Here is a 21,180-nt window from a genome sequence, read left to right as displayed (position 1 = left end):
CCGGTGGGTCTAGTGCGCGACGCCGGCGGCGCCGTGCTCGTCGACGAGCGCACCGGTGACGAATCGGTCCAGGCTGAACGGCGCGACGAACTCGTGGGGTTCGTCGTTGGCGATGGTGTCGGCCAGGCACCAGCCGATCCCCGGCGTGGCCTTGAAACCGCCGGTTCCCCAGCCCGCGTTGAGGTACAGGTTCTCGTACGGGGTGCGCCCGACGATCGGTGAGGCGTCCGGGCAGACGTCGACGATGCCCGCCCAGGTGCGAAGGAGGTGCGCGCGGGCGAACACGGGGAACAGTTCCACCGCCGCGGCCATCTGGCGTTCGATGATGTGGAACGCGCCGCGTTGACCGTAACCGTTGTAGGAGTCGACGCCCGCGCCCATCACCAGTTCACCCTTGTGGGCCTGAGAGACGTAGACGTGCACCGCATTCGACATGACGATCGTCGGGTGGACGGGCTCGAGCAGTTCGGAGACCAGGGCTTGGAGGGGGTGGCTCTGCAGCGGGGTGCGGATGCCGAGCATGTCGGTCAGCGTGGAGGTGTGTCCGGCTGCGCACAGCGCGACCTGGCCGGCCCCGATGTCGCCCTGGGTGGTCCGCACGCCGGTGACCCGGTCGCCGTCGGTGACGAAGCCGGTGACCTCGCAGTTCTGGATGACGTCGACGCCAGCCTGGTCGGCGCGACGCGCGAAGCCCCAGGCGACGTAGTCGTGCTTGGCGATGCCTGCGCGCGGCTGATAGGTCGCACCCATGATGGGGTACCGAATCTCGTTGGACACGTTGACGATCGGGCAGAGCTTCTTGACCTCGTCCGGGTCGACCCAGTGGGCGTCGACGCCGTTGAGCTTGTTGGCCTCGACCCGTCGGACGCTGTCGCGGACGTCCTGCAGGCTGTGGGCGAGGTTCAACACGCCGCACTGCTTGAACAGGATGGGGTAGTCCAGATCGTCCTCGAGTCCCTCCCACAGCTTGAGCGCGTGCTCGTAGATGCGGGTGCTCTCGTCCCAGAGGTAGTTCGACCGGATCAGCGTGGTGTTGCGGGCCATGTTCCCGCCGGCGAGCCAACCGCGTTCCAACACCGCGACGTTGGTGATGCCGTGGTTCTGGGCCAAGTAGTGCGCGGTGGCCAGTCCGTGGCCGCCGCCGCCGACGATGACGACGTCGTAGTTCTTCTTCGGTGTCGGTGTGCGCCAGAGGAATTCGGGATGATCCGGAAGGTGCGCGCCGGGCGGCACGGTGTCGACGGGCATGGGCGCCTTCCTGAAATCTCACTGCTCGCGCTACTGGTATATCAGTCATCGCCTAGGCTAGGATCAAACCGCGTTCACGTCAACACATCAACCGAGAGGTCGTCGATGACCCTGGCGGACCAACCGGTCGACGTCGGTGCCGAACGTGGCGCCGACAGGGCCTACGAACTGATTCGTGAACGCCTCGTGATGCTCGACATCCGTCCCGGCGAACCCATCAACGACGACCGGCTCGCCGCCGAGCTTGGTGTCGGCCGCACTCCCGTGCGGGAAGCCGTCAAGCAGCTCGAGCGCGACCGGCTCGTCGTCGCGTACCCGCGGCGAGGCACCTTCGCGACGGCCGTCGACATGACGGACCTCGCCGACATCTCCGAGATCCGCAAGCAGCTCGAGCCCACCGCGGCGGCCAGGGCCGCGCGCACGGCGTCGACCGGTGCCCGCGTGCGGCTGGAGGCGTTGGCGCGCAGCATCGCCGACATCGGCGACGGCGACGACCCTCGAGAGGTGCTGCGCCGCGACGTGCACGTACACCGGGAGATCTACCGCGCATCGGGCAATCCGCATCTCGAACGGATTCTGATCACCTTGGACGGACACGCCACGCGCATCTGGTGTCTGTTCTTGGACCGTCTGCCCAACGTCGCCCACCACGTGCGCGAGCACGTCGCACTCCTCGACGCGATCGTGGCGGGAGACGAAACGGCCGCGGCCGACCTCACGCTGGCCCACGTCGCGGGTTTCGAGGCGGCCGTTCGCGCCCTGCTCTGAGGCCTGACCAGGCGGTCCGGCTACTGATATATCATCGACGCGGCACGGTCGGATCGGTTGCCGGGTGCATGACGTCGTCGTCGGGAGGATCGTGACCGTGAGCATTGGTCTAGACGAACTCGAGGCCGACCCGGAGGGCATGTCCTTCGCGGATCGCGCCTACCTCGCCATCCGCGACAAGCTGATCATGCTCGACATCCGCCCCGGCGAGGCGATCGTGGAGAGCGAACTGTCCGCCGAACTGCAGTTCGGCCGGACCCCCGTGCGGGAAGCGCTCAAGCGGTTGGAGGCCGACCGGCTCGTCGTGTCCTACCCGCGCCGCGGCACGTTCTCCACGGGAGTCGACGTGGCCGATCTGCGGCACATCTCGCAGATCAGAGTGAACCTCGAACCCGTCGCGGCTCGGACCGCCGCCGAGGTCGCGAGTTCCGCCACCAGGGAGCACCTCGCGCGCCTGGCTGACGACACTCACGCGCTCGACGCAGTCGACGTCGACCGCACCGAGCTGATGCGGTGGGACCACAAGGTGCACCGCGCGATCTATCGGGCCGCGGGCAACCCCCACCTCGAAGACGTTCTGGTGCGCTACTACAACCTCGCCACCCGCATCTACTGCCTCTTCCTCGACCGGTTGCCCTCGGTGGCCGATCACGTCGAGGAACACACGAACCTGTTGCGGGCCATCGCCGCCGGCGATGCGGACACTGCCGCAGCGGTCACCCTCGAACACGTCATGGGATTCGAGAAGTCGGTCCGCGCGATCGTCTGACCGCGGTCAGCTGAACACGACGGTGCGGTGCCCGTGCAGCATCACGCGGTTCTCGCAGTGCCACCGCACCGCCCTGGAGAGGGCGAGCGCTTCGGCGTCCTGACCGACCGTGGCCAGGCGCGCGGGGTCGTAGGAGTGGTCGATGCGGATGACCTCTTGTTCGATGATCGGACCCTCGTCGAGATCGGGCGTCACGTAATGTGCCGTCGCGCCAACGAACTTCACACCGCGGTCGTAGGCCTGGTGGTACGGCTTGGCGCCCTTGAACCCAGGCAGGAACGAGTGGTGGATGTTGATCGCGCGGCCCTTCAGGGCCGAACAGGTCTCGTTGGACAACACCTGCATGTAGCGGGCCAGCACGACCAGATCGGCGTCGTACTCGTCGACCAACGCCAGCAGCTGGGCCTCGGCAGCCGGCTTGGTCGTCGGAGTGACGGGCACGTGGACGAACGGCAGACCGGCCGCCTCCGCCATCGGGCGTAGCACCTCGTGATTGGAGACCACGGCGACCAGTTCCCCGCCGAGGGTGCCGGCGCGCCACCGGAAGATCAGGTCGTTGAGGCAGTGGCCCATCTTCGACACCATGACGATCACCCGCGGTGGCACACCACCGTCGAAGCGGTAGGTCATCCCGAAACTGCGTGCGAGCGGGTCGAATTGCTCGGTCAGATCTGCGACGTTGGTGACCTCGGGTCCGCACACGAACGTGGTCCGAAGGAAGAACGCCTGGCTGACGGTGTCGTCGAACTGCTGGTGCTCGGCGATGTCGCAGTGTCGCGAGAACAGGAACGAGGTCACCGCGTGGACGATGCCCGGTCGATCCGGACAGCTGAGCGTCAGGGTGATGTTCTGGGTCATGGTGGGCTCAGCATTCGACGTAGTTCACGGGGACGTTGACGGCGAGACCTCCGGTGGAGGTCTCCTTGTACTTCGAGTGCATGTCGGCGCCGGTGGTCCGCATCGTCTCGATGACCTGGTCGAGGCTGACCCGGTGGGTCCCGTCGCCGCGCAGGGCCATGCGGGCCGCGTTGATTGCCTTGCCGGCCGAGATCGCGTTGCGCTCGATGCACGGAATCTGAACCAGACCGTCGATCGGATCGCACGTCAACCCCAGGCTGTGCTCCATCGCAATCTCGGCGGCATTCTCGACCTGTTCCGGTGTGCCGCCGAGGGTTTCGGCCAAGCCCGCGGCGGCCATCGACGCTGCCGAGCCGACCTCGCCCTGGCAGCCCACTTCGGCACCGGAGATCGAGGCGCGTTCCTTGTAGAGCGAACCAATCGCGCCTGCGGCGAGGAGGAAGCCGACCGTGGTCTGGTCGCGATCCCGCCGACCCGCGGGGGTGTAGTTCATGGCGTAGTGCAGCACGGCAGGCACGATCCCGGCGGCCCCGTTGGTCGGTGCGGTGACGATGCGGCCGCCGGAGGCGTTCTCCTCGTTGACGGCCAGGGCCACCAAGTTGACCCAGTCCTCGGCGAATTCGGGACGGCGGTCGGGGTCTTCGTCCTTGAGTCGCTCGTACCAGTCCTTGGCTCGACGGCGGACTCGAAGCGCTCCTGGCAGGTTTCCGTCGCGTGCGACCCCGCGCTGCTCGCACTCCACCATGACGTCGCGGATGTGGAGCAGGCGTTGGCGAACCTCTTCTGCCGGTCGAGCGGCGCATTCGATCTCGAACATGAGATCGCTGATCTTGCAGGACTTCTCGCGACACAGCTCGAGGAGTTGTTTGGCCGACCCAAATGTCAGCGGGTGCGGATGGGCATGGCTTGACACCGGCTCGAGGCTCTCTGCTTCGGTCACGACGAAGCCGCCGCCCACCGAGAAGTAGGTCTCGCGGTGAAGCTCCCCGCCGCTCGCGTCGCGCGCGGTGATGGTCATGCCGTTGGGGTGGAACGGCAACATCGTCAGGGGGCGCAGGACGATGTCGTCTTCAGTCAGTGCGACGTCGTGGGACCCGCCCAGCGAGACCCGACCGGTCGAGCGCATCGCGTCGACGCGGCGCTCCATCTCCTCGGTCTGAAGTTCTTCGGGAAGGAGGCCTTGGAGTCCCAGCAGGACGGCGGTCATGGTCCCGTGGCCGGCGCCGGTGGCGGCCAGCGACCCGTAGAGGTCTACTCGGACGTCGGCCGTGGCGGTCAGAGCGCCAAGGGTTTGCAGGTCGGCGACGAATCTGGCGGCGGCGCGCATCGGCCCGACGGTGTGCGAACTCGACGGACCGATGCCGATCGAAAACAGTTCGAACACGCTGATCGTCACGAGCCGGCCCCTCCCGCTGCAGGATGTGCGTCCTGAGGTCACCCGGCAGCAGCACGATCGCACGGCCGCCTAGCTGATCATCAGTTGATATATTAATGCGCTCCCTACGGTAGGTCCGGTCGCCGGTCACGGTCAAGCGCTGGCGTCGTCGCGCAGCTGCGGGTAGGTCGTGTCCCAGGCGTGGCGGAGGAAGTCGTGAAGTCGCGTCACCGCGGACGCGTCTTCGTCGGTGCGCCACACCACGTGGCCATCGGGTCGCACCACCACGGCTCCGCGTTCACCGACCTCGAAGAGTTCAATCGTCGACGCTTCCGCGTCCTCGTCGGCCGCGGTCAACGCGACCACCGTCAGCGGTACCGTCACCGGCTGACCGGCCACGTGCGTGCCCCAGTTCTCAGGGTCGGCGGTGAACAGGGTGAGACCGGTTCGGGCGATCGCGTCATGGGTTGACACCTCCGCTCCGTCCGCGTCGAGGATGTACGCGTGCGGGAATCGGCTGCCCGGATGGGTGGTCGGTCGATAGAACGAGACGTCTCCGTCGGGACAGTCGCCTTCGACGCCGTCGATCAGCGGGCCCGAATAGGCATAGCCGAACTCGAGCCCGCTGGCCACGAAGTGCTCCTCTTGGCTGGGGATCGCCTCGGCCATGCGCTGGCGCAGTCGACGGCTGCGGGCAGTGTCGCGCAGCAGTCGCTTCGTTCGAGCCGTCTGAGCGAAGGTGAGGAGGTCGGCGACCTTGGCGATCCACCGGTCGGGCACCCCGTCCAGCGGCAGCCTGCCCACGAGCTCGGTCGCCTGGTGCAGCGACCGGTTGGTGATGCCCAGTGGTTCGGTGACCTCGTCGAGAGTGAAGTGGTTGTGGGTGCTCTGCTGGGCGAACCGTTCGATGACCGGCCGCCGTTCGATCTCGTAGGTGTCCAGCAACGTGTCCGATGCGCCGGCCCGCAGCACGGCGGCGAGCTTCCACGCCAGATTGTGCGCGTCCTGGACCCCACTGTTGAGCCCGAATCCGCCGGTGTGCGGGAATCGGTGCGCCGCGTCGCCGATGAGCAACAGCGGTCCGCGGCGAAATCGGTCCGCGGTCTGCTTGGTCATGGTCCACGTTCCGGTGGACCGGATCTCGTAATGGGTGGAACCGATCACTGTGGGCAGGACGCCATTCCAAAATTGCCGGCCGTCGCGCGCGATCAGTTGGGCCTCGTGCAAGTAGGGGGTCATCAGGACGTAGTCGTCGTCCGCGTGGGCGATCATCACCCCGCTGAAGCGCGGATGGTAGATCCAGCTCAGCAGCGGCCGGTCAGCCCCGTCGAGATAGAGCCCCGGGGCGTGGAAGAAGACGCTGCCCATGTTGGCCAAGACGGGGCCCGCCATGGTGATGCCGGCAGCCTCACGCAACGTGCTGTTGGCGCCGTCTGCTGCGATGACGTATTTGGGTGAGACCACCACCGGCTCCGACTTCGGCGCGCGCAGTGTCACCGTCTCCCCGGTCATGTCGGCGCGCCACCCCCGCCGGAAGTCGACCAGGGGTTCGTCGTCGAGGGCTTCCCACAGGGTCGGCATGAGCAGATGCTGTCCGATGTGGGAGATGAGATAGGGGCTGTGCGAACGGACTTCGTCGAGTCGCTCTGGCTGGGAGAGCAGGTCGATCTCGCCGATCGGCTGTGCACGCACGTCGGTGCACCACCGGATGATGTTCACCGTGTCGATCGGCGGGGTGAGCGACGCCAGGGCTTGCCCCAGCCTGGGCGAGGCCTGGTTCCAGATCTCCAACGTGCGGGCGTTGACGACGTGCGCGGCCGGATGCAGGCGCGGGTCGGTGCGTCGTTCGACGACCGTGGTGGGGATGTCGTAGCGGGCCAGCAGCAGGGCCAGAGTCGAACCTGCGGCGCCGGCGCCCACGATGACGACGGGCTCGGGGAGCATGTGTCACAACGTCTTCCACGTGATGGTGCGCTTGTTCGACTTGGGTTTCGTTCCGGGCCGAACGCCAGCCCCCGGCTTGAGCAAATCGGCTGGCTCCGTGCCCGCACGGAGTCGTTCGAGGAGATAGTCGGGGTCGATGTTGGTGCCGATCGGATTCTCGCTGAACGCGTCGCTGCCGAAGTACTCGGCCGTCTTCTGCGCGGTGGGATGGTTCTCGGTCTGGAACTCCAGCCGGATGCCCTCGGGGTCTTCGTAGTAGAGGCTGGTCGTCGGTCCGTGGTTGATGGACCAGACGGGTCTGATGCCGACCCCGGCGAGCCGTTCGTAAGTCAACAGCAGCCTCGCCACCGAGGTGAAGGTGAAGGCAAGATGATCGATGCCGTAGGTCTTTCGGCGCCACCGCGACAGCGGGAAGGCGTAGCGCAGCGGCGGAGGGAGCTTGACCAGCGCCAGCCGGTGGCTCTCGTGGTCCCAGGTCAGAAACGCGATCTGGTTGTCTTCGTGGACGACTCGGGCGCCGAAGACGTGTCCGTACCAGTCGATCATCTCCGCGCTGCGGGCGGTCTTGACCACCCAGTGGGCGATGAAGTCGGGAACGAGCCGATCGGGTGTGGCGCTCATGGCGGTCCTTCCTAGGTGGTCGGGGCGACGATGGTGGTGCGCTGGGTGCCCAGATCGAGGGTCCCGGCGGCATTGCGGATCGAGGCGGTGACGACGTCGCCGGGCTTGAGATAGGGCTTGCGCTGGTTGAGCTTCACGAACGCAGCCCACAGCTTGTGCTCGGGTAGCAGTGCGGTGGCCAAGCGGCGGATCACCGCGGGCGGCGAGCCCGCCACGATTCCGTGCGGTGTCCCGGTGAGCAGTACGTCGCCGGGGCTGATGTTGCAGAACTCCGTCAGCTCGGTCAGCGTCTCGGCAGGCCGGTAGAGCATGTTGGCCGTGTTGTCGGTCTGCCGCAGCGATCCGTTGACGTCCAGTCGCAGCTCCAGATCGTCGAGAAGGCCGAAGTCGTCGGGTTCCAGCACCGCCAGAACGGGCCCAAGTGGGCAGAATCCGCGGTAGCTCTTGCCCTTGAGGAATTGTCCTTGCGGCAGTTGGACGTCGCGTGCGGACAGGTCGTTGGCGACCGTGACGCCGAAGACGTACTCGTGCAGGTTCTCCACGGTGATCGTGGTCGGCGCGTCGACCGTGCGGCGCAGGACCAGCGCCAGCTCGATCTCGTAGTCGAGCAGGGTGACGTGCGCGGGGCGGGTCACCGGGGACTCGGGTCCAGTGACGGCGGCGTCGGTCTTGTCGAAGAACAGGTTGAAGGCGCGCTCGTCGGGGTTCATGCCGGACTCGATGGCGTGCTGGCGGTAGTTGGCGCCCTGACACATCACCCGACACGGCGTGGTCACCGGTGAGAGCGGCTCGACATCGGCAAGGGGCACCGAACCGGGTGTCGCCGCCGCGGCCGTCCAATCGTCGTGCCCGCGTTCGATGAGGTCGGCGGTGTGCGGGTAGTACCCGCTCAGTGGCGAGATGACATCGCCGTCGAGCACACCCCACCAGGCTCGTTCGTCGAGCTCATACCGGACGAGATGGACGACCACCGGGTTCTCCGCATCTGCTCGCCGCTCGGCGAGCTCGGTTCCTAGTCAACTGCGTGTCGACTCACCGCCGCCTGGACCACGGTGCAGAATCATCCCGTCGTGATTGGGCTTCAGTCCAAGGACGGCGCCGGGGTCGTGAGGACCGCGTCTCCTAGTTCCTCGGCGAGGGCGAGGGCGGCGTGCAGTTGGAGGCGCCGTTCGGATGCGGGTCGCCCGCGAAGTTGCTCGGCGCGTTGCACCCGGTAGGCCACGGTGTTGCGGGCGATGCTGAGGTCGGCGGCACTACGGGCCAGACTCCGCTCACGGTCCAGATAGCACTTCAGGGTGCGCCGCATCGTGGCCACGGACTCGGAGTCGACGGCCAGGTCGCCGAGTTCACGCGCGACGAACTCCCGGGCGGCACGCAGGTTGGTGCTCAGCATCGCGACGAGGTCGAGGTCCTCGTACCGAAACGACCGGGTGGTCCGAGTGGACAGCGCTCCCACGCGGGCCGCGTCGGCTGCCTGCCGGTGGCTGTCGCGGAACCCGTCGACGCCGGCACCGGCCATGCCGATCGCCACGCACACGCCGGGAACGGGCGGTGTCACCGGGGCGACCACGTCTGGCGGTTGCAGCGTTCGTGAACCCCATGCCCACACGCGGTGAGCGCCCACGGGGAGGAGGAGTGTCGCCGAACATCCTGCGGCCGAAAGCATCTCGGCGGCAGCGGTCGTGAGATGAGCGGGCTCGGCAGGTGTGGAGGCGTCGGTCCAGACGACGACGGCCAGGTGCCAGCGGGTCAGATCGTAACCGAGGATGCGGGTCGCTCGTTCGGTCGGTACGGCAGTACCGCTCAGCAGGTCCTCCACGATCTCCGTGCGCAGCGCGATCGAACTGGTCAACCATTCCTGTTGAGCGCGGGAGTATTCCGCAGCCATGCGCTCGGTCACGACGTCGACGATGCCGAACAGCACCTGGTTGATGCGCCGCATCTCACCAAAGCGCTGCGGCTCGGGCACCACTCGCTCGGCCACGTCGAGCAGCGCGCTGGCGGCCGTGGCGTGGGCGACGTGGATGCTGCGCAACATGTGTTCGATGCCGATGCCGCGCGCCACTACCTCCGTCGGCCCGGCGAGCACCTCGGTCATCGCCCCGAAGGTGACGTCGTCGTCGTGGGCGAGTGCGGCGAGCGCGCCCAGCGCCACCGCCTCACATCCCTTGTGGACCTCGGTCGCGACGGCGTCCACCGCCAGCTGTGGAATCTCGGCGGTGATGGCCGTTGCCATTCGTGCACCCATGTCGACCGCCCAGCCTGCCGGCCCATCCCCCAATCGTTCGGCCAGCGCGTGCGCGCGGTCGAGGAGTACCGAATCACCCAGCCGAGCGCCGCATTCCGTCGGTTCCAGCGCCGTGAACCACGGGCGTGCCATTGGCTCAGTCCCCCGTCGACGACGTCGCAAACCCCGCGTCAGCCGGCAGCGCTGGCGCGGCGCGGATGAACCACCGCGATGCCGCCGTCCCCTGGTGCGTTGGCGATTCCCCGCGACTTCCGTGGCTCGTCGGGCGTCGCGGTCGGCTCGAGGGTGTAGGTCCGCACGATCTCGCGCAAGGCAATGAGCATCTCGGTGTTGGCGAAGGCCGCACCGACGCACCGACGCAGCCCTCCGCCGTACGGAATCCACGCACTGGTGTCAGGTTTGGCGTTGAGGAAACGGGTGGGATCGAAGCGTTCCGGGTCGCGGTAGTTCTCCGACGAGGCATGCGACAGGGCGATGCTGGCGATGACGGTGTGTCCTTCTGGCAGAACCCATTCGCCCAGTCGGGTGCGACCCGTCGTCACCCGCAGAACGCCGGGGATGACGGGTCGGCTTCGCTGGACCTCCCAGATCACCGCTTGCAGCAGCTCCGACCCGCCCGCGTCTACCTCGGCGACCAAGTCGGACAGCACCTGGGGGTGGCGACGTAGCCGTTCCACGGCCCACGCCAAAGTGGTGGCCGTCGTTTCGTGCCCGGCGGCCAGCAGCGTCTGCAGCTCGTCGATCACGTGGTCGTCCGGGATCGGCTGCCCGTCCTCGTCGCGGGCGGCGACGAGCATCGACAGCACGTCGGTGCGGTCGTCCAGATCAGGCGCGGCACGGGCGCGTCGAATGAGTCGGCCGATGACGTCGTCGCATTCGCGACGCATCCGTTCCAACCGGCCTCCCGGACTCCAACGTCCGACGTCCCGGCGCAACCCGGCCGGCAGCACGGTCAGCTTAGAGGCCAGAAGCACCGCGGGCGGGAGCAGTTCTCGCAGCGCGTCGAGTTCGGGACCGTCGGCGCCGAACACCGCGCGCAGAATCGCGTTGAGGGTGATGCGCATCATCGACGGCAGGGTGGCGAATTCCGTCCCCACCGGCCAGGCGGCCAGTTCGCGGGTGACCTCCTCGGTGATGATCTGCTCGTAGACGTGCATCCGCTTGCCGTGCAAGGGCGGCATCAGCAGTTTGCGACGGGCCAGGTGCGGTGCACCGTTCAGGCTGAACGACGAGCCGGGGCCGATGACGTCGCCGAGGTTGGTGATCGTCTGCACCAGGTCGCCGGCCGTGAACAACTCCTTGATCAGAGTGGGGTCACCCACGACGACGCTGTCGCCGAACAGTGGTACCGACACGCTGAACGTCGAGCCGTAACGGCGACGGGCGTATCCGAACGCGCGGGGTTGGTCGATCACCATGGCCGCGCCCTGGACGATCCGCGGAAGCGCGACGCCGGGCGGCAGTCGCACCGGATCGGTGGTGATCTCAGCCATGTCGTCCTCCTTGGTACATGCGTGTACTAAAGAATAGTACACACGTGTACCAGTGCGGGGCGTGGCCGCTTACGATGGGACGGTCAGAAGGGATCTTGGGTGGACGCAGTCACCGAACGCACACGGCCGCAGCCGCCGGCCAAGGATGCCGAGCCGTACCGACGGCGCATCCTGGAGGCGATGGACCAGTGCATCGCCGAGGTGGGCTACTCGAACACGATGGTGGCCGACGTCGTCCGCCGAGCCAGGACCTCCAAGTCGAAGTTCTACGCCGAATTCACCGATCGCGAGGCGTGCCTCGTCGCGCTGCTCACCGAGACCAACGACGCCAACCTGGACGCGGTGGCTACCTCGGTCGACCCCTTCGCGTCATGGCAGACTCAGGTGCGTCAAGCGGTGGAGACCTGGTTCGACTGGGCGGAGCGTCGCCGCCACCTCACCCTGACCTGGATCCGTGACGTTCCAGCGCTGGGTCCATCGGCGCGCTCCCTGCAGCGGGTCGCCATGGAGAGATTCGTCGGACTCGTCCAAACACTCAGTGACACCGAGGAATTGAAGTCCATCGGCATCGATCCCGTGCCCCACGCGCGGGCGGTGCTTCTCATCGGCGGCCTGCGCGAACTCACTGCCCACACCGTCGAGCACGACGCACCTCTCGCCGCGGTCACCGAGGAGGCGGTGCGCAGCGCCATCGCGTTGATCAACCCCTCGGCCTAGAGTCGCGGAGCGCGGTCGCCGCACCTCAAGGCGTTGGCGCTACACGCCGTCGGAGAAGTCCGCCGTGATCCAGCGGTCGGGTCGCACGCTGAACAGCACGCTGCCGTCGTCACCCATGCCGTCGACGAAGGCGCGACCCCCCTCATCGCCGAGGTACCGGATGGCGATGGCCTCGCGGACGTCACGCGGCGCCGGGTTCGCCGTGTCCACGACGGTGCCCTCCACGACCACGTACTGGTAGGGCGGCTCTTCACGCTGCACCGTCAACGTCACGGCGCCCGCCTGCTCGATCAATCGGGCCTTGCGTGAGCCGGCGCCCGTGTTGATGCGGATCAACCCGTCGTCGGTGACGTCATACCAAATGGGGACGCTGGCCGGCGGCCGGCCGTTGTCGGCCGCGACCGACAGCACGCCAACCCGCACGTCTCGCAGAAATCGTTCTCGCTCGTCATCCGTGAAGGGCCTCATGGTCGAGGGCAACACGTGAACTGGCGCACACTATTCCCGGGTCATCAACCTTGCCGAAGTTGCCGACGAGTGGCCCACGCGTCGGCGGCGCCGATGAGGGACAAGAAGCCCATCGCGGCAGCTCCGCGCCGACGGTTGGCGCCGGGGGACGTCAACGCCTTCACGAGCAACCCCACGTCCAGCACGTCACCGACGACTCTGGTCCAGACCAGCTGACGCGACACGAGCAAGATGGCTGCAGCATGGCCGCATTCGCGGGCGCCCAACAGTTGGATGGCACGGCGAGAGCCGTCGCCGTCCACCACGCCGGCGAGCCGTGCGACGCCGCGCGGCGCCAGTAGTTCGGACAGTCCGAGGATGGCGCTGGCGACGCCAAGGGACGTGGCCAGATCAGGAATTCTGGTGATGGTGCTCGTCGTCATCGCCGTCGGCTACCCCGACCGTCGAAGATCATGCGGCTCTCGTCATCGCACCAACAGACGGGTCACCGCGCGGTTGAGCCGCCGCCTCGGCCAGCCGGTGGCGCCGTCTGCTGCCAAGGCGGCGCGGGCCGCGTTGCGCCCACACACGCCGTGCACGCCGCCGCCGGGTGACGCGCCAGCGCTGCCGAGGAACACGTTCTCCAGCGGGGTCTCGGCCCGACCAAAGCCTGGTGCCGGTCGAAAGACGAGCTGCTGGAACAACTGTGAGGTGCCGCCGTTGACCGCGCCGGTGTACAGGTTGGCGTCGCTGGCCTCGAGATCCGACGGGCGCTGAACCGTCTTGCCGACGACGTGCGCGGCGAACCCCGGGGCGTACTGCTCGAGGACGTCGTCGACGCGCGCGGCGAGCCGCTCGGCGGACTCGTCGTCAGCCCGCCCGCGCGGCAGATGGGTATATGCCCAGGCGCTTTCGGTACCCGGCGCCGAGCGAGTGGCGTCGGCCGTCGTCATCTGCCCGAACAGCATGAACGGGTTCTCCGGCACGGTGCGGGTGTTCAGGTCGGCCATCCACCGGATCAGACCGTCGTGGTCGGCGCCCAAGTGAACGGTGCCGGCGTCGGCGAGATCGGCCGACCGCCAAGGGATCTTCGCGTCGAGGGCGTAGTTGACCTTCAACACCGGTGTGTCCCAGACGAATCGGTCGAGACCTCGACGGATCGACGCCGGTAGTGCGTCGGCCGGCAACAGGCGCTGGTAGAGCTGTGGTGCCGACGTGTCCGCGATGACGGCCCGCCGGCATCTGATGGTCGCGCCGTCCGCGGTGCGGACCGCGGTGGCGCGATCGCCGCTCAGTTCGATCGAGCTGACGGCCCGGCCGCACTCGACTCGCGCTCCAGCCGACTCGGCCCGGCGGACCAGTGCCGCCGCCAGTTGGCCGGCCCCGCCGACCGGTACCGGAAACCCGCCGTCCTGCGCCATCATGATGAGCAGGAACCCCATGACCCCGCTGGCAGGGGCGTCGACGGGGACGTCGGCGTGCATCGCGTTGCCGAGCAGCAACAGCCGAGCGGCGTCGCCGTCGAACAACTGCTCGGCCATCACCCCGGCGGGCAGCAGCATCAGGTGCGCCAGACGTAGCGCCTCAGCGGTGCCCAGCCCGCGCAGCAGACCGAGAGGTCCTCGCAGGGGTGGGAACGGCGCGAACAGCGTGTCGAGCAGGGGGCCCTTGATTCGCTGCCATTGCTCGAACAGGTCGCACCACCGTTGGCCATCGCCGGCGTGGTGCCGGTCCAATTCACGTGCGGTGCGGTCGACGTCGCGGTGGATGAGGGGTGCGTCGGTGTCCGTGGCGTCGCGGGGATGCCCGACGACGGCAGGCGCGTGGGTCCACCGCAGGCCGTGGTCCTCGAGCCCCAGGTCGCGCAATGCCGGCGAGGCCACCGACAGCGGATAGAAGGCGCTGTACAGGTCGCTGACGTAACCCGGCGTCAACTCTGCGCTCTTGACCGCGCCACCCGGTTGGGGTTGCGCTTCGAGCACGAGCACGTCCCAGCCGGCGTCGGCGAGCAGCGCCGCAGAGACCAGGCCGTTGTGCCCGGCACCGATGACCACCGCGTCGACGGTCGCGTCGGCGCTAGTGGTCATCGTCGGAGACTCGCCGCTCGGCCAGGGCCGCCAACCGCCAGGTGCACTCTCGGTTTCGGGGCACGGCGGCCGCCAGGGCCACCCGCTCCGGCACCCACCCCATCGGCATGCCGACCGGGACTTCGGCCATCTCGATACGGCAACCACCGCCGTCGAGATCGAAGAGCCGCAGCGTGATTCGCGCCTTGCCAAGGGGTCTGCCCTTGGCCAGCAGCACCAGGAGCTCTTGGGGCACGCTCTCCAGCACCTCGGTCTGGTCGTTGAGCAGAAGCGGCCAGACACCGACGGAGTGGTGGATGGTGCTGCCCACCGCCGGCCAATCCGGCGAGACCGCACGCATGCGACTGTTTCCCACGACCCACTGAGAGTAGGTCCAGCCGTCGGCCAGCACCTCCCACACGCGCTGACGACTGGTCGTGGTGTCGCGCTTGACGCTGAGCTCGCGCTCGACTTCGCTTGAGGGCTCGGTCATTTCGTCTCCTCGTGGTCAGCGATCGCCGAACGGTGTGACGATCAATCGGTTGGCAAAAGCCTTGGTGGAATCGGGCATCACCTTCGCCGTCACTCCGATCACCTTGCTCAGCAACGACGACGCGATGACCGTCCGGTCGCCGCGCATCAGCGCGTCGTAGCCCTGCCGGGCGGTTCGTGCGGGGTCGTCCTTGAACGGCAGCCGTCCCAGCGGCGTGTCCACCATTGCCGCACGCCGGAAGAACTCGGTGTCGGTGGCGCCAGGCATCAGCGCGGTCACCGTCACCCCGGTGCCGCGGAACTCGTCGTGGAGGCCCACGGCGAACGACTGGATGAACGACTTCGAGGCGTTGTACATCGTCTGATACGACCCCGGCATCATCGCCACGATCGACGAGGTGAACAACGCTCGTCCGGCACCGGCGTCGGCCATGTCACGCAGGACCAGCTTGGCCAGATGCACCGTCGACCGCACGTTGAGGTCGACGATGTCCAGGTCTGCCGACGCGTCGGCGTCGACGAACCGGCCTGCCCGCCCAATGCCCGCGTTGAGAGCGATTGCGGCAGGCACTCTTCCGAGGGCTGCGTGAACGCGTTCCACCTCGTCGGGCTGGCGCAGATCTGCCTGCAGCGCCTGAACCGTGGTCATCGCGGACAGCTCTTCTGCGACGTCGTGGATGCCGGGCTCATCGGCGACGACGAGCAGGTCGTAGCCGTCGTTGGCGAACAACCGTGCCAGTTCGAGACCGATGCCGCTCGAGGCGCCGGTCACCACGGCCAGGGGTTGGTTCACGTCACTTGACCTACCCGGCGCCGAGGTGGCCAAACGCCATCCCGACCCCCGTCGACTGCCCGCTTGTTCGCGGGTCCACTCGGGCGACGGGTACGACAAGCGTGCGCTCGGTGGCTAGGACACCTGGTCGGGAGCGTGCCTGCCGCGTCGGCTACGCAGATAGGCGCGCTCGCGCAGCTCGGTCAGCCACTGTGGTCCCAGTCCCACGCCGGGGGTGGTGTTGCGCGTCGGGTCGAACGACACGTCGTGCTCCTCGTCGGTGGGAATTGCTCGGGTGAGCGTGATTTCGGCCAGCGGGCGGAACGGGCCAGAGCCGTGGGCCTGCTGCACCATGAATCGGACGCCTCCGCCGTCGACTGCATCGCGCACGGCGTCCAGCGAGAGGCCGGGCCCCACTTCCGTCGTCATCTCGGCCGTGACCCACCACCAGCCGTCGTCGTACCGCAGCGGCATCAGCGTCGAAAGCGTGGTGTCCGTCCACGACAGGGTGGGCCGCAGGGCGAAGCGCGTCAGACGGCCCGATCCCGCGGACACCATCAGGACGTCCCACGGGGTGACGGCGTCACCTCGGGGCGGCATCCGCAACGCCAGACCGATCAGGTCGGGCAGCCCGCCCGGAATGCCGACGGCCTTGGACACCCGCGCCAACACGTCCGCCGACTCGACCGGGAGTCCCTCGCCGGGCGGGGCGATCCGCTCGAGCCTGCCGGCGGCCAGGATGCCAAGGGGGTGGAACACCCTGCGGTGCCGCAGCGCGGAACCGAGTTGCAGGGGTAGGGCGACGATGTCGGATGGTTTCACGTTGAGCACCTTCGGCATGGGAGGACGGCCTCGAACTGTCACCTACCCGCCCGGGCCCAGATCACTCCCCGAACGTTCAGCTGGTGGGGGGTAGCTGCAATCTCTGCCTCGAGACGTGGTCGACGGCTCCGGCGCGTGCGACGCTGCATACGACGACGACGAGACCTCGACGCGCGAAGGAGAAGACGATGGCGACGACCGGCAAACTCGGCAGCCGCGGCACCTTCGTCGGCCGGCGCGCCGAGCTGCACGAGATGGCCCAGCTGATCGACGCTGCGCGCCAGGGCCGCAGCGGCGCCGTCGTGGTGCGGGCTGCCGCGGGCCTCGGCAAGACCCACCTGCTGGAGCGCGTGATGGCGGAGTACGCCGAGGACATGCAGGTCGTGACCGTCAGCGGCATCGAAGCGGAGCGGGTCTTCGACCACGCCGCGTTGCAACGACTGTGCAGCCAGCTGAGCATCCACCTCGACCGGCTTCCCGATGTGCAACGTCGCGCGCTCGAGGTCGCCACGGGCGCCGGAAGCGGTGACCCACCGGACCCGTTCCTGGTCGGTCTAGCGGTGGTCAACCTCTTCAGTGAGGCCGGTGCGCAGCGCCCGCTGCTGTGCGTCGTGGACGACGCGCAGTGGGTCGACGACCCGTCGCGCCAGGCGTTGGGTTTCGCCGCCCGCCGTCTGCAGGCCGATCGCGTCGCCCTGATCTTCTCCACCCGCGACGCCGACGCCTACCACCTGGACGGCCTGCGGCAGCTGCGGCTGGCACCGCTAAGCGATGCCGAGTCGCGCTCGCTGCTCGACGCGGTGTTACCGGGGCGGCTCGATCAGCGGGTGCGAGAGCGACTGCTGGGGGAGGCGGCGGGAAACCCGTTGGCGCTGACCGAGATGCCGCAGACACTCTCCCCGGGCGAGTTGGCCGGCGGCTTCGGCTTGGTCAACCATCGAACGTCGCCCGGCAGCGTCGAGGACGTCTTCACCGAGCGGTTGAGAGTCCTTCCGGAGCGCTCGCGGCTTCTTTTGCTGACCGCGGCAGCCGAACCAGCCGGCGAGTCCGCGTGGCTGTGGGCCGCCGCGACACGGTTGGGCCTCGGGGTGGAGGACGCCGCGCCCGCGGAGGCAGCGGGTCTCATCAGGCTCGACACCCGCTTCAGATTCCGCCACCCCCTGGTGCGCGCGGCGGTCTACCGCAGTGAACCGGCCGCGAACCGACACCGAGTCCATGCGGCGCTCGCCGAGACGATCACCAGTTCCGACGCCGCCGACTATCGCACGTGGCATCGGGCGCACGCCATCAGCACTCCGGTGGAAGCGATCGCCGCCGAGCTGGTCGAGTCGGCCGAACGCGCCCGCGGCCGCGGTGGAATCGCCGCGGCAGCAGCCTTTCTCGCCCAAGCGGCCGAGCTCACCCCCGACACCGAGACGCGAGCCCGACGCGCACTCGACGCAGCCGCCGCCAAACTCGACGCGGGTGACGTCGCGGCCGCCACTCGGCTGGTCGACATCGCCGACGGCGCTGGCCACCAGGCTCGCGTGGCCTTGCTTCGGGCTCGGCTCGCCTTCGCAGGCGACCGGGGACGCGAGGGTCCGCGGCTGTTGCTCGCCGCCGCAAGGGGTTTCGCCGACGACGAACCCGCGGCGTCACGCGACACGTACCTGGAAGCGTTGATGGCCGCAATGATCGTCGGCCGACTTGCCGGGGCTGCGGACGGACCCGTCGCGACGGCGCGTGCTGCCAAGGCCGCGCCGCCGGCCCCGACCCCGCAACGGTCGGTCGACCTGTTGCTCGACGCACTCATCGTGCGCTTCGTCGACGGATACGCCGCCGCAGCAGCATCGTTGAAGAAGGCACTGCTGGCCTACCTGCGCGACGTCCACGCCGGTACCGCCGATCCCCGCTGGCATGACGTGACCAACCGGATCTGCCTGGACCTGTACGACTTCGTCGCATACGAGGTGCTGGCCACCAAGCAGTTGGACATGCTGCGAACGGTCGGCGAGCTGACGGTGTTGCCGGCAGCGTTGACGACGCTGGCCGCGGTACGCGTCATCGGTGGTGACTTCGACTCTGGCCAGGCGCTCTTGGACGAGGCGATGATCGTCTCCTCGGCCACCGGCGCCCCGCCGCATCGCTCGGCGACCGCGCTGTTGGCCGCGCACCGCGGGGACGAGTCGCTGTGGCAGACCACCGCCGGACAGACCATCAGCGAGGGCACCGAACGGGGCGAAGGCACCGAGGTGACGGTCGCCCTCTTCTCCAAGGCGCTGCTGAACAACGGGTTGTCCCGCCACGACGAGGCGTTGGAGGCGTGCCGGACGGGTCTGCGCTACGACGACATCGGCCTCTACGGCTGCCTGCTGATCGAAACCGTCGAGGCGGCAGCCTATTCGGGTCACGATGCCGAGGCGCGGGCAGCTGCCGACGAGCTGGTGACCCGAGCGACGGCCAGCCCCACTGAGGCGGCGCTGGGTCTCGCGGCGCGCGGCGCGGCGATCGCAAAGGGTGCCGAAGCCACCGACGCCGACTACCAGCAGGCCATCGCGCACCTCGAGCGCAGCCCGTTGGCCGTCTACCGGGCCCGCACCCATCTGGTATACGGCGAGTGGCTGCGACGTCACCGCGGCAATGCCGCCGCGGTGACCCAGCTGCGACTGGCGCACGACCTCTGTGTCCAGATTGGTGCCGACGCCTTCGCCGAACGAGCCGCGCGCGAACTGGATGCCGCCGGAGGTGTTGCCGTTCAACGCAATGCGCGTTACGAGACGAACCTGACTGCCCGCGAACGGCACATCAGTCGGTTGGTGCGGCAGGGGCTGGGCAACGCCGAGGTGGCCGATCAACTGCTCATCAGCCACCGTACGGTCGAGTGGCACCTGCGCAACATCTACACCAAGCTCGGGATCACCTCACGGCGGGAGCTTCGTCGCGTCGAACCGTGATCAGGATGCCGTCTCGCTAGCCGGTGCCGTCGCGGACCCAGGCGTCTTCGTGCCCGGGTTCGGGCAGCACCCGGCCAGCTTCGATGGCGAAGCGGGCCGGGCTGTTGCCGATGATCACCAGAACCCGCTCGGCCGGGACGCCCGTCACCCGGGTGGCGGCGTCGGCGATCTCGCGGACGAGCTGGTCGACCTGCTCATCGGGATGTCCCGTGCGCGTCCAGCCGTCGACGATCAGCGGAGCCGCGGGTCGGCCGCCGGTGTAGACGTCCTCCTCGGGCAACGCGTAGAAGACCACGTTGACGTACTCGCTCGGCACGTGGTTGACCCGCGAGTGGATCGACGCCAGCTCGGCGGCCAGCGCCGCCTTCGTCGACGCGGTCAGCGCCGAGCGCGTCGTCGTACAGGTGTAGACGGGCATGGTTACTCCTAGATCGCGATTGGAGGTGTCCGACGCAGTGCGTCGGGACCGAGGTCTTCGAGGCTTCGGTAGCCGTCGACCGCCATGATCAGGTCGGCCTCGGCGAGCAGTGCCCGCAGCACGTGGACGGTACCGTCGGCCCCGCCCAGTGCCATGCCCCAGGCGTACGGCCGGCCGATTCCGACGGCGGACGCGCCAAGTGCCAGCGCCTTGACGACGTCGGCGCCCGACCGCACGCCCGAGTCGAACAGGACGGGCACGTCGACCGCCGCCACCACGTCCGGAAGGCATTGCAGGGCAGGCAGACCGCCGTTGGCCTGCCGGCCGCCGTGGGTTGAGACGTACACCCCGTCCACCCCGGCGTCGACGGCTCGTCGAGCGTCGTCGGGATGGCAGATCCCCTTTAGGATCAGCGGCAGACTGGTCACCGATCGCAGCCACTCGAGGTCCTCCCAGGTGACCGACTGACCGAAGATCGACGCCCAGTACGCCGCCGCTGAGCGCGGGTCGGCGTCGAGGGTGTCGGCGTCGACGCCGCACTTGGCGCGGAAGACCGGGTCGGTGAGGTAGTTGGTGAGGCAATTGCCGCGCAGCTGTGGGAAGTTCGACGTGGTGAGATCGCGAGGACGCCATCCGGTGATCCACGTGTCGAGTGTGATCACGATGCCGGAGTATCCGGCGGCCTCGGCGCGGTGGATCAGGCTCTCGGCGAGCTCGCGATCCGTCGGGGTGTAGAGCTGAAAGAACGAGGGCACGTCCCCGGTGTGCGGCCGAACTTCCTCCATCGGGTCGACGGTGAGGGTGGAGGCGATCATCGGCACACCGGTGCGCGCGCTGGCCCGTGCCGCGGCCACGTCACCGTGGCCGTCCTGTGCGCAGACACCGATGACGCCGATGGGGGACATGAAGATCGGTGCGGCCCAGCGCCTTCCCCACAGCTCTGCCGAGAGGTCCCGCTTGGTGGCGCCGACGAGCATTCGCGGCATCAGTCCCCACTGGCTGAACGCGGCGACGTTGGCTCGCTGGGTGTGCTCGTCACCGGCACCCCCGGCGACGTAGGACAGCACCGACGGGGCAAGTGCGCTCTGCGCCTTGGCCTCCCAGTCGGCGTAGGCCATGGGCAGGGAGGGTACGACGCCCTGCAGGCCCTTGGCGTAGATCTCGTTCTGAAATTCGCCGTAACTCATGA

20 protein-coding genes are annotated in these 21,180 nt (G+C 68.2%); 4 read left to right on the top strand and 16 right to left on the bottom strand.

Features of this window, described 5'->3' with window-relative positions; genetic code table 11:
• Positions 1–9 precede the first annotated feature (9 nt).
• Entirely contained in the window at positions 10–1,248 is a 1,239-nt protein-coding gene (locus H7K45_RS07680; RefSeq protein WP_263995194.1) for a sarcosine oxidase subunit beta family protein, read from the bottom strand.
• Between the two features lie 105 nt (positions 1,249–1,353).
• Between H7K45_RS07680 and H7K45_RS07675 the strand changes: the two genes are divergently transcribed.
• On the top strand, positions 1,354–2,016 hold the full coding sequence (locus tag H7K45_RS07675) for a GntR family transcriptional regulator (RefSeq protein WP_263995193.1): 663 nt from the start codon (positions 1,354–1,356) through the stop codon (positions 2,014–2,016).
• A gap of 139 nt (positions 2,017–2,155) precedes the next feature.
• The gene (locus H7K45_RS07670) at positions 2,156–2,785 is read left to right on the top strand and encodes a GntR family transcriptional regulator (RefSeq protein ID WP_263995639.1); all 630 of its coding nucleotides are present in this window, start codon (positions 2,156–2,158) and stop codon (positions 2,783–2,785) included.
• Between the two features lie 6 nt (positions 2,786–2,791).
• On the opposite strand, the gene purU is transcribed toward H7K45_RS07670, so the two are convergent.
• The 7 genes from purU to H7K45_RS07635 all read right to left on the bottom strand — a co-directional run bounded on the left by purU (position 2,792) and on the right by H7K45_RS07635 (position 11,324).
• Complete coding sequence (gene purU, locus H7K45_RS07665; protein ID WP_263995192.1) at positions 2,792–3,643, bottom strand: formyltetrahydrofolate deformylase; 852 nt, start codon at positions 3,641–3,643, stop codon at positions 2,792–2,794.
• Between the two features lie 7 nt (positions 3,644–3,650).
• The gene (locus H7K45_RS07660; protein WP_263995191.1) at positions 3,651–5,039 is read right to left on the bottom strand and encodes an L-serine ammonia-lyase; all 1,389 of its coding nucleotides are present in this window, start codon (positions 5,037–5,039) and stop codon (positions 3,651–3,653) included.
• 132 nt (positions 5,040–5,171) lie between these two features.
• Positions 5,172–6,962, bottom strand: coding sequence for an FAD-dependent monooxygenase (locus H7K45_RS07655; protein WP_263995190.1), 1,791 nt, complete (start codon positions 6,960–6,962; stop codon positions 5,172–5,174).
• 3 nt (positions 6,963–6,965) lie between these two features.
• A complete protein-coding gene (locus H7K45_RS07650; protein WP_263995189.1) occupies positions 6,966–7,583 on the bottom strand; it encodes a VOC family protein in 618 nt (205 codons plus the stop codon).
• An 11-nt stretch (positions 7,584–7,594) separates the two neighbouring features.
• Positions 7,595–8,554 (bottom strand): fumarylacetoacetate hydrolase family protein, encoded by a 960-nt coding sequence (locus H7K45_RS07645; protein WP_263995188.1) that lies wholly within the window; start codon positions 8,552–8,554, stop codon positions 7,595–7,597.
• 110 nt (positions 8,555–8,664) lie between these two features.
• The gene (locus tag H7K45_RS07640; protein ID WP_263995187.1) at positions 8,665–9,963 is read right to left on the bottom strand and encodes a PucR family transcriptional regulator; all 1,299 of its coding nucleotides are present in this window, start codon (positions 9,961–9,963) and stop codon (positions 8,665–8,667) included.
• Between the two features lie 38 nt (positions 9,964–10,001).
• Complete coding sequence (locus H7K45_RS07635) at positions 10,002–11,324, bottom strand: cytochrome P450 (protein WP_263995186.1); 1,323 nt, start codon at positions 11,322–11,324, stop codon at positions 10,002–10,004.
• Between the two features lie 99 nt (positions 11,325–11,423).
• On the opposite strand from H7K45_RS07635, the gene H7K45_RS07630 reads away from it, so the two are divergent.
• On the top strand, positions 11,424–12,041 hold the full coding sequence (locus H7K45_RS07630; protein ID WP_263995185.1) for a TetR/AcrR family transcriptional regulator: 618 nt from the start codon (positions 11,424–11,426) through the stop codon (positions 12,039–12,041).
• A 39-nt stretch (positions 12,042–12,080) separates the two neighbouring features.
• On the opposite strand, the gene H7K45_RS07625 is transcribed toward H7K45_RS07630, so the two are convergent.
• The 6 genes from H7K45_RS07625 to H7K45_RS07600 all read right to left on the bottom strand — a co-directional run bounded on the left by H7K45_RS07625 (position 12,081) and on the right by H7K45_RS07600 (position 16,640).
• The gene (locus tag H7K45_RS07625; protein WP_263995184.1) at positions 12,081–12,509 is read right to left on the bottom strand and encodes a pyridoxamine 5'-phosphate oxidase family protein; all 429 of its coding nucleotides are present in this window, start codon (positions 12,507–12,509) and stop codon (positions 12,081–12,083) included.
• 44 nt (positions 12,510–12,553) lie between these two features.
• The gene (locus H7K45_RS07620) at positions 12,554–12,931 is read right to left on the bottom strand and encodes a malate dehydrogenase (RefSeq protein WP_263995183.1); all 378 of its coding nucleotides are present in this window, start codon (positions 12,929–12,931) and stop codon (positions 12,554–12,556) included.
• A gap of 42 nt (positions 12,932–12,973) precedes the next feature.
• Positions 12,974–14,575, bottom strand: coding sequence for a phytoene desaturase family protein (locus H7K45_RS07615; protein WP_263995182.1), 1,602 nt, complete (start codon positions 14,573–14,575; stop codon positions 12,974–12,976).
• Complete coding sequence (locus tag H7K45_RS07610) at positions 14,565–15,047, bottom strand: SRPBCC family protein (RefSeq protein ID WP_263995181.1); 483 nt, start codon at positions 15,045–15,047, stop codon at positions 14,565–14,567. The genes H7K45_RS07615 and H7K45_RS07610 overlap by 11 nt, the downstream gene beginning before the upstream one ends.
• 15 nt (positions 15,048–15,062) lie before the next feature.
• Positions 15,063–15,839 carry an SDR family NAD(P)-dependent oxidoreductase gene (locus tag H7K45_RS07605; protein WP_263995180.1) on the bottom strand — a complete coding sequence of 259 codons (777 nt, stop codon included), beginning with the start codon at positions 15,837–15,839 and terminating at the stop codon, positions 15,063–15,065.
• Between the two features lie 114 nt (positions 15,840–15,953).
• On the bottom strand, positions 15,954–16,640 hold the full coding sequence (locus tag H7K45_RS07600) for a phosphodiesterase (protein ID WP_308206388.1): 687 nt from the start codon (positions 16,638–16,640) through the stop codon (positions 15,954–15,956).
• Between the two features lie 188 nt (positions 16,641–16,828).
• Here H7K45_RS07600 and H7K45_RS07595 point away from each other — a divergent pair, with 188 nt between their 5' ends.
• The gene (locus tag H7K45_RS07595) at positions 16,829–19,573 is read left to right on the top strand and encodes an AAA family ATPase (RefSeq protein ID WP_263995178.1); all 2,745 of its coding nucleotides are present in this window, start codon (positions 16,829–16,831) and stop codon (positions 19,571–19,573) included.
• Between the two features lie 16 nt (positions 19,574–19,589).
• Here H7K45_RS07595 and H7K45_RS07590 read toward each other — a convergent pair whose 3' ends face one another.
• Both H7K45_RS07590 and H7K45_RS07585 read right to left on the bottom strand, forming a co-directional pair.
• On the bottom strand, positions 19,590–19,991 hold the full coding sequence (locus H7K45_RS07590; RefSeq protein ID WP_263995177.1) for a tautomerase family protein: 402 nt from the start codon (positions 19,989–19,991) through the stop codon (positions 19,590–19,592).
• 8 nt (positions 19,992–19,999) lie between these two features.
• Positions 20,000–21,178, bottom strand: a complete 1,179-nt coding sequence (locus H7K45_RS07585) for an alpha-hydroxy-acid oxidizing protein (RefSeq protein WP_276069710.1) — start codon at positions 21,176–21,178, stop codon at positions 20,000–20,002.
• Positions 21,179–21,180 lie beyond the last annotated feature (2 nt).

It is taken from the genome of Mycobacterium yunnanensis, assembly GCF_025823185.1.
Lineage (GTDB): Bacteria > Actinomycetota > Actinomycetes > Mycobacteriales > Mycobacteriaceae > Mycobacterium > Mycobacterium yunnanensis.
The sequence above is the reverse complement of the archived record's forward strand: the minus strand, read 5'-3'. Positions and strand labels throughout refer to the sequence as shown.